General features: G+C 69.0%; 4 protein-coding genes and 1 pseudogene. 4 read left to right on the top strand and 1 reads right to left on the bottom strand.

All coding sequences use genetic code 11. The features are described 5' to 3' along the window. Window positions 1-7: 7 nt before the first annotated feature. Together AB0N07_RS40715 and AB0N07_RS40720 are read left to right on the top strand one after the other, a co-directional pair. Window positions 8-562 (top strand): annotated as a pseudogene (locus AB0N07_RS40715) (protein translocase subunit SecD); the annotation flags it as partial. A 593-nt stretch (window positions 563-1155) separates the two neighbouring features. Beyond that, complete coding sequence (locus AB0N07_RS40720) at window positions 1156-1722, top strand: GNAT family N-acetyltransferase (protein ID WP_365844178.1); 567 nt, start codon at window positions 1156-1158, stop codon at window positions 1720-1722. 338 nt (window positions 1723-2060) lie between these two features. Here the strand turns inward: AB0N07_RS40720 and AB0N07_RS40725 are convergent, their stop codons facing one another. Beyond that, a complete protein-coding gene (locus AB0N07_RS40725; protein ID WP_365844180.1) occupies window positions 2061-2849 on the bottom strand; it encodes a DeoR/GlpR family DNA-binding transcription regulator in 789 nt (262 codons plus the stop codon). 359 nt (window positions 2850-3208) lie between these two features. Between AB0N07_RS40725 and AB0N07_RS40730 the strand changes: the two genes are divergently transcribed. Together AB0N07_RS40730 and AB0N07_RS40735 are read left to right on the top strand one after the other, a co-directional pair. Continuing rightward, window positions 3209-5026: a sialidase family protein gene (locus tag AB0N07_RS40730; protein WP_365844182.1), complete on the top strand. Its 1818-nt coding sequence runs from the start codon at window positions 3209-3211 to the stop codon at window positions 5024-5026. After that, window positions 5027-5488 carry a hypothetical protein gene (locus tag AB0N07_RS40735; protein ID WP_365844184.1) on the top strand — a complete coding sequence of 154 codons (462 nt, stop codon included), beginning with the start codon at window positions 5027-5029 and terminating at the stop codon, window positions 5486-5488. The last annotated feature ends 658 nt before the right edge of the window (window positions 5489-6146 follow it).

Consider the following 6146-nt stretch of genomic DNA (forward strand, 5'->3'; position numbering starts at 1 on the left):
GCGGGCTGGCCGCCTTATCGAGTACGCCACGAGCACCCCCGTCGGCGCCGACGGGGCCCGCACCGCGCTCGCCGATGCCGGGGCTCCTCCGCGCTGTCGTGCCGAGCCGCTGACCAACGCCGAGGAGGCCGGGGTCACCGGCACCGTGCGCGACCTCGCCGGCGGGGCGGACAAGGTCCGCGACCAACTGGTCGGCCCCAGCCGTGGCGAGGAGCTGCGCCGGGGTGCCCTGATCGCGCTCGCCGTGGCCCTCGGCGCTCAGTTCGTCCACCTCGCCGCGCGCCTCCGCTGGGTGTTCGGTAGCGCCGCGGTCATCGCACTCGCACACGACGTGGTCATCCTCGTCGGCGTCTTCGCCTGGCCCGGCACGTCCATCGACGGCATGTTCCTGGCAGCCCTGCTCACCGTCATCGGCTACTCGGCCAACGACTCCGTGGTCCTCTTCGACCGTGTCAGGGAACCAGCCCGTAAGTCCCCCGAAGCACCGCTGCCCGATGTCGCCGACCAGGCGATCCTGCAGACCCTGCCCCGCACCATGAACACCGGCATGGGCGCCGCCTTCAATTGGGTGCAGTAGGTGGCTACCTGCTGTTCACCGTCGGCGGTTTGGACCAGGCGCTGCCATGCCGTGGCGTACAGAGCGTGGCATCGGTTCTTGACGCGTTCGCAGGCGGGGCAGTGCACCTCGACATCCTTTGCCGTGTCCGGGTTGGCCGGCGAGTGCGGAGGCAGCGGGCAGCATGGCTTCCTTCGACCAGTCCCGTGGCCGGTTGCGCGTGCAGGGACAGACCCGTCACGGGGATAACACGCCTGTCCCTGCACGCTGGAGCCCGCATGCCTCCCCCAAGAGGGCGGGCCCTGTGACCGCATGGGTCACTTTCTCCAGCGTGTCATGTGCCTGGAGCGTCACGGGGGACGACTGATACTTGCGAGATCAACACTCTTGTGAAGGTGGCAGGTTGCCGTCGGCGCGAGTTTGTCGGGGCGCCGGAGGCGATGTCCCGTCGTGGTTCAGCCGATCGCGTCTCCCGCTTGGCCCCACTGCACCATCTCCAGTTCCTCACCGGGACGGAAGATCCTCAGCTCCAGGGGCTCAAGGCAGGTACGCCGGGACCATCGGCGGCGAGGCAGAATGCCGCCGCATACGATCGGCTGGTGAATGACACCGTCACCTTAAGAGTGGGTGCGACGCCGCCCTCTCCTGCTCTGCTGCTCCGCCCGTGGTGTGTGGAGGACGTAGCGGCACTGGTCGAGGCATACCGGGATCCCGCACTGCGCCACTGGACGAGCTCTGTCGTGGACAGCGAGGCCGATGCGGTCCGGTGGGTTCAGGCCCAGACACGAGGCTGGAGGGCGGGTGCCCGGTTCAGCTTCGCGGTCCTTGAAACGCAACGGAACTCAGATCACGGGCGGTTGGTCGGCCATGTGGTCCTCAAGGATGTGGCCCCCGGCAAACCTTCGGCCGAAGTGGGCTACTGGACCGCGGCGCACGCTCGCGGCCGAAGGGTGGCTCCGCGAGCCCTGGAGGCGCTCACTGGCTGGGCCTTTGACACCCTGGGCTCCGACGGGCTACAGCGACTGGAGCTCCTGCATCAGGTGGACAACTCCGCCTCGTGCCGCGTGGCGCAGAAGAGCCGCTACGACTTCGACAAGGTCCTGCCCGCTGCGCCGCCCGCCTTTCCTCTCGACGGCCATGTGCACACACGGCGCAGGGATGCCTGAGGGCTGTGTCCGAGCCTCGCTCGACACATGGAGTAGCACTTGGGTGCAGGTCGGGAGCTGGAAGAGTCGTCCCGGCAACGCCGAACGCAGGTGGTCGCACGTCGGTGGCGGAACCAGAGGAGGAGCGGCGGGCCTCTCCAGGGCGCGGAGCAAGGAGATCGCTTTCTGGCAGCTCATCGAGGACTGCAGACCATCCACGCCGGGACCCGGACGCCGAACAAGCCGTCGTGGCCGCCGGCCGTGAAGCCACCGGCCACCAACTGGGGCGCCACGGCCCTCAGCTCCGTCCGCACCGCCCTGACCGTGCCCTGTGACCGTCGCGGGAGCGGTGTGCGCTGTCAGGCGCGGATGACCTCGACCCCGGCCGCCGTGAACGACTCGGTCAGCTGGTCCGAGGCGGTCTTGTCGGTCACCAGGACGTCGATGTCCTCCACCGGACAGATGCGGGCGAAGGCCCGCCGGTCCAGCTTGGAGGCGTCGGCGACTGCGATGACCTGCTGCGCGCGGCGGGCCAGCGCCCGGTTGATGCTGGCCTCGCCCTCGTGGTGGGCGGTCGCCCCGTGGGCCACGTCGATGGCATCCACCCCGAGGAAGACCTGGTCCAGCGCAATCTCCGCGAGCAGTTCGGTGGCCAGCGGCCCGATCAGCTCGTAGGACGCCGGTCGGGCCACCCCGCCGGTCACCACAAGCTTCACATGGCGCCGTACGACCAACTCGTTCGCGATGTTCAGAGCGTTGGTCACCACGGTGACCGCCGTCTCCGCACCGCCGGAACTCAGGTCGGCGCGGGTGGCCAGCGCCCGCGCCACCTCGGTGGTCGTGGTGCCGCCGTTCAACCCCACCACGGCGCCGGCCTTCACCAGCGCGGCGGCCGCGTGCGCGATCCGCTCCTTCTCCGGTGCGTTGCGCGCGGCCTTGTAGCGCAGCGGCAGGTCATAGGCGATCGCGTTGATCACCGCCCCGCCGTGCGTGCGGGTGACCATCTGCTGGCGGGCCAACTCGTCGAGATCCCGTCTGATGGTCGCGGCAGAGACCCCCAACTCCTCAGCAGCCGACTCGACTTCAATGCGCCCGTCGCGCGTCAGCATCTCGAGCAGCGTGCTCCACCGGGCCTGCGGTGCCGCCATGTCTCACAACTCTCCGTCGGTGGTGTACGCCCCGATGTGCGCACCTCCATGAAATCACAGCGCATGAATGGGTGTTTTATGGACACCAAACGCGCAAAAGACTGCACCTTTCGCAAGCCTTTCCCTGCTTGGCCCGCGCCTGCGGACACCGTCGCCCGGGCATCCACCGTGCAGCTTGGCGCGGGACCGGCGGGTGGTGGGTTCGGAGAGGCGTTCCCGTGTGCACGGAGGCGTCTCCACGGAAACAGTCCGAATTCTCGCGACGGATGCCGCACGCCTCCCCGTAGAGCAGACGAAGGCCCCGCCCGTACCGCCGCACACGATCGCCCTTCGTCCGACTCGGAACCCTTGAGGTGCTTGTGGCTCTCCTCTCCGCACTCTGTCGTCAGCGTCACCCGCGGTCGCGGGGGCGTGTCGTCCTCGGGGTACTGGCGCTCGTCGTCGGCACGCTGCCGAGCGCGTCGGCCGCCGCCGCCACCCCGCGCTCTGGAACGCTCAGCGACACGGCATCCACGATTACGTGGAGTGCCGGTCCCTTCGCCGTCCCCAACGTCTCCGGCACCACCGGGACGGTGAGCTGCGGGAGCCCGCAACTCTGCGACGACTACGCCCTGAAGGTGTCGGTGCCGGTCGGCTACGACGCCGGTCACAGCCTGCGCATCGATGTCAAGTGGCCCCATACCGCGGCCGACTTCGACCTGTACGTCCTCGACGCGGACGGCCACGAAGTGGCCGCGGCGGCTTCCACCAGCGACCCCGAGAGCCTGCTGCTGCCGGCGGTGGCGGCGTCTTACACGGTGCGCGTGGTGCCGTACGCACCGCTCGGCGACAGCTTCACCGGCACCGCGAGCCTGGTCGCCAACCCGGTCGATCCGCCACCGAGTACAGCAGTTTCCCCCACGTATGGGAACTCGTCTGCACCTGACAGCCTCGCGCACGCACACGACGCCGGTGAACCCTCGATCGGCGTCGACCGCGCCACCGGCGCCGCCATGTTCCAGGCGTACACCTCGACGCTCAAGGCCACCTATGACAGCGCCGGCGTCGCCACCTGGCAGGACAAGAGCGCGAGTGCGGCCAATGGGTGCCCCCAGGGCAGCACCGCCAGCCTCGACCCGATCTTGTTCACCGATCCGGCCACCCACCGTACCTTCGAGTCGCAGCTGGCCGGAAAGACCGCCCTGACCTGCTACACCGACGACGACGGCGAAACGTGGACGCCGACGGGCGGCTCCGGCATCAACTCCGGTGTCGACCACCAGAGCATTGGCGGCGGCCCCTTCGCCCCCGGTGGTCCGGGACCTGTCACGTCGTATCCGAACGCCGTCTACTACTGCTCCCAGGACATCGCCGACGCCTCCTGCGCGGTCAGCCGCGACGGCGGTCTGACGTATGGGCCGGCCGTTCCGATGTACTCGCTGCTGGACTGCGGCGGCCTGCACGGGCACGTGAAGGTCGCACCGGACGGCACGGTGTACGTGCCGAACAAGGGCTGCGGCGGTAACCAGGCCGTGGCCGTCTCCGAGGACAACGGGCTCACTTGGAGCGTCCGCAAGAACCCCTCCAGCACCCCCGGTGACTCCGACCCGAGCGTGGGGATCGGGGCCGGCGGGACCGTCTACATGGGCTACCAGAACAGCGACGGCACCGCACACATGGCCGTCAGCCACGACAAGGGCAGGACGTGGCTGTACGACCAGAACGTCGGCGCGTCCCTCGGCATCAAGAACGTCGTCTTCCCGGCCGTGACCGCAGGCGATGACAACCGCGCCGCCTTCGCCTTCCTGGGCACCACCACCGGCGGCAACTACCAGGATGCGAACAACTTCAAGGGAACCTGGCACCTGTACGTGGCCACGACCTACGACGGCGGACAGTCCTGGGTCACCGTGGACGCCACTCCCACCGACCCGGTCCAGAGGGGATCGATCTGCACGGGTGGCACCACCTGTGGCAAGGACCGCAATCTCCTGGACTTCAACGACATCACCATCGACGCCCGGGGCCGTGTGCTCGCCGCCTACGCCGACGGCTGCACCGGCGCCTGCGCCGGCGGCGGCGCGCAGAACTACGACGCACTGGCCTCCATCGCCCGTCAGACATCCGGCAACACCCTGTACGGCGCGTACGACGCCATGGTCGCCGGTGAGCGCAAGAAGCCCACAGGAGGTCAGTAGGTGAAGTCCTGGCCTCTGGCTGCCGTACTGGCCGGCGCCGTCCTCGGTCTGGCGGCCGTCACCGGGTGTTCGGCGCCGGCAAAGAAGGCGGGGCCCTTGGCCGCGACGCCGACCGTCACCGCGCCCGGCAGCTGCCCCACTGCCGCCTCACCGCCGATGCCCAAGGACTTCCCGGCGAACCTTCCGGTGCCCGATGGCGCGTTCGTGACCTCGACGGAGCACCGCTCCGGCGAGCGGCTCGTCGTCGCCATGGCCGTCAGGAGCGGCTTCGACCGCACGCTGGCCTTCCTGCAGAAGCAGCTCCCCGAGGCCGGATACACCTTGCAGGAGGGCGAGGTGGAGCAGGACGACGCCGAGTCGAATTTCTCCTCCGCGACCATCGACGGCCGCTGGACCCTACGGGAGATGCCCGACTGCGGGGGAGGGGTGTACCTGACGTACCTGACCGCTCCGGCCACCTGAGCTGCCGCGGGACCGAGGTCTGTTGCTGACGGAAGTGCCCCAGGTCTCGATCAAGGCGGTGGACGATTGGTGGGCGAAGTGGCTGACAAGCGGGCGCGAGGCGCTTGTGGTCCAGCCGCGGGGCGCCGGGTCGGCGACCATCAGGTTCTCGATGCGGTCGAGCAGCAGGCGATCCGGCAGGCCGTGCTGGACCACCCCGTCCATGCGCACCGGTCCCGCAGGGTCCGCGCCCGGCTGGCAACGCGCCTCCCTTGGCCAGGGGGCTTTGCTCGTAGGCGATGTGTCCGGTTGATCATGTGATTCCAAGGGCCGCACGGGGCCGTCCTGGCGGAACACGCTGATCGTGAGGTTCCGTGTGAAGGCGGGCCTTTCGGGCGGACGTTCACGGCTCCCTCACCGCCTCTGACAGGCGCGCGGATGCTGTGACGGCTGGGCAGGACCGATTGCAGGCGAGCGACGTGCCCCGGGCTCGAACCGTCAGGAACACGACACAAGGGGGACGCGAACCGCCTGGCGGACGGCCCTCCCGCGGTTACTGACCTTGCTGGCGTGATGTCGTGGGGGGGGGTGTGTCAACTTAACGGCTGATCTTGGTTGTTGATGGTCAGTTGTTGCTCGGAGTCAGGCGGCCCTCGAAAGCGATCTGGAACGCGTTCAG

Origin of the sequence: Streptomyces sp. NPDC051172 (genome assembly GCF_040682555.1) — a bacterium.
GTDB lineage: Bacteria > Actinomycetota > Actinomycetes > Streptomycetales > Streptomycetaceae > Streptomyces.

Excerpts from the sequence above, each read along its gene's own strand:
- AB0N07_RS40725 (WP_365844180.1), bottom strand. The coding sequence starts at position 2,849 with ATGGCGGCACCGCAGGCCCGGTGGAGCACGCTGCTCGAGATGCTGACG.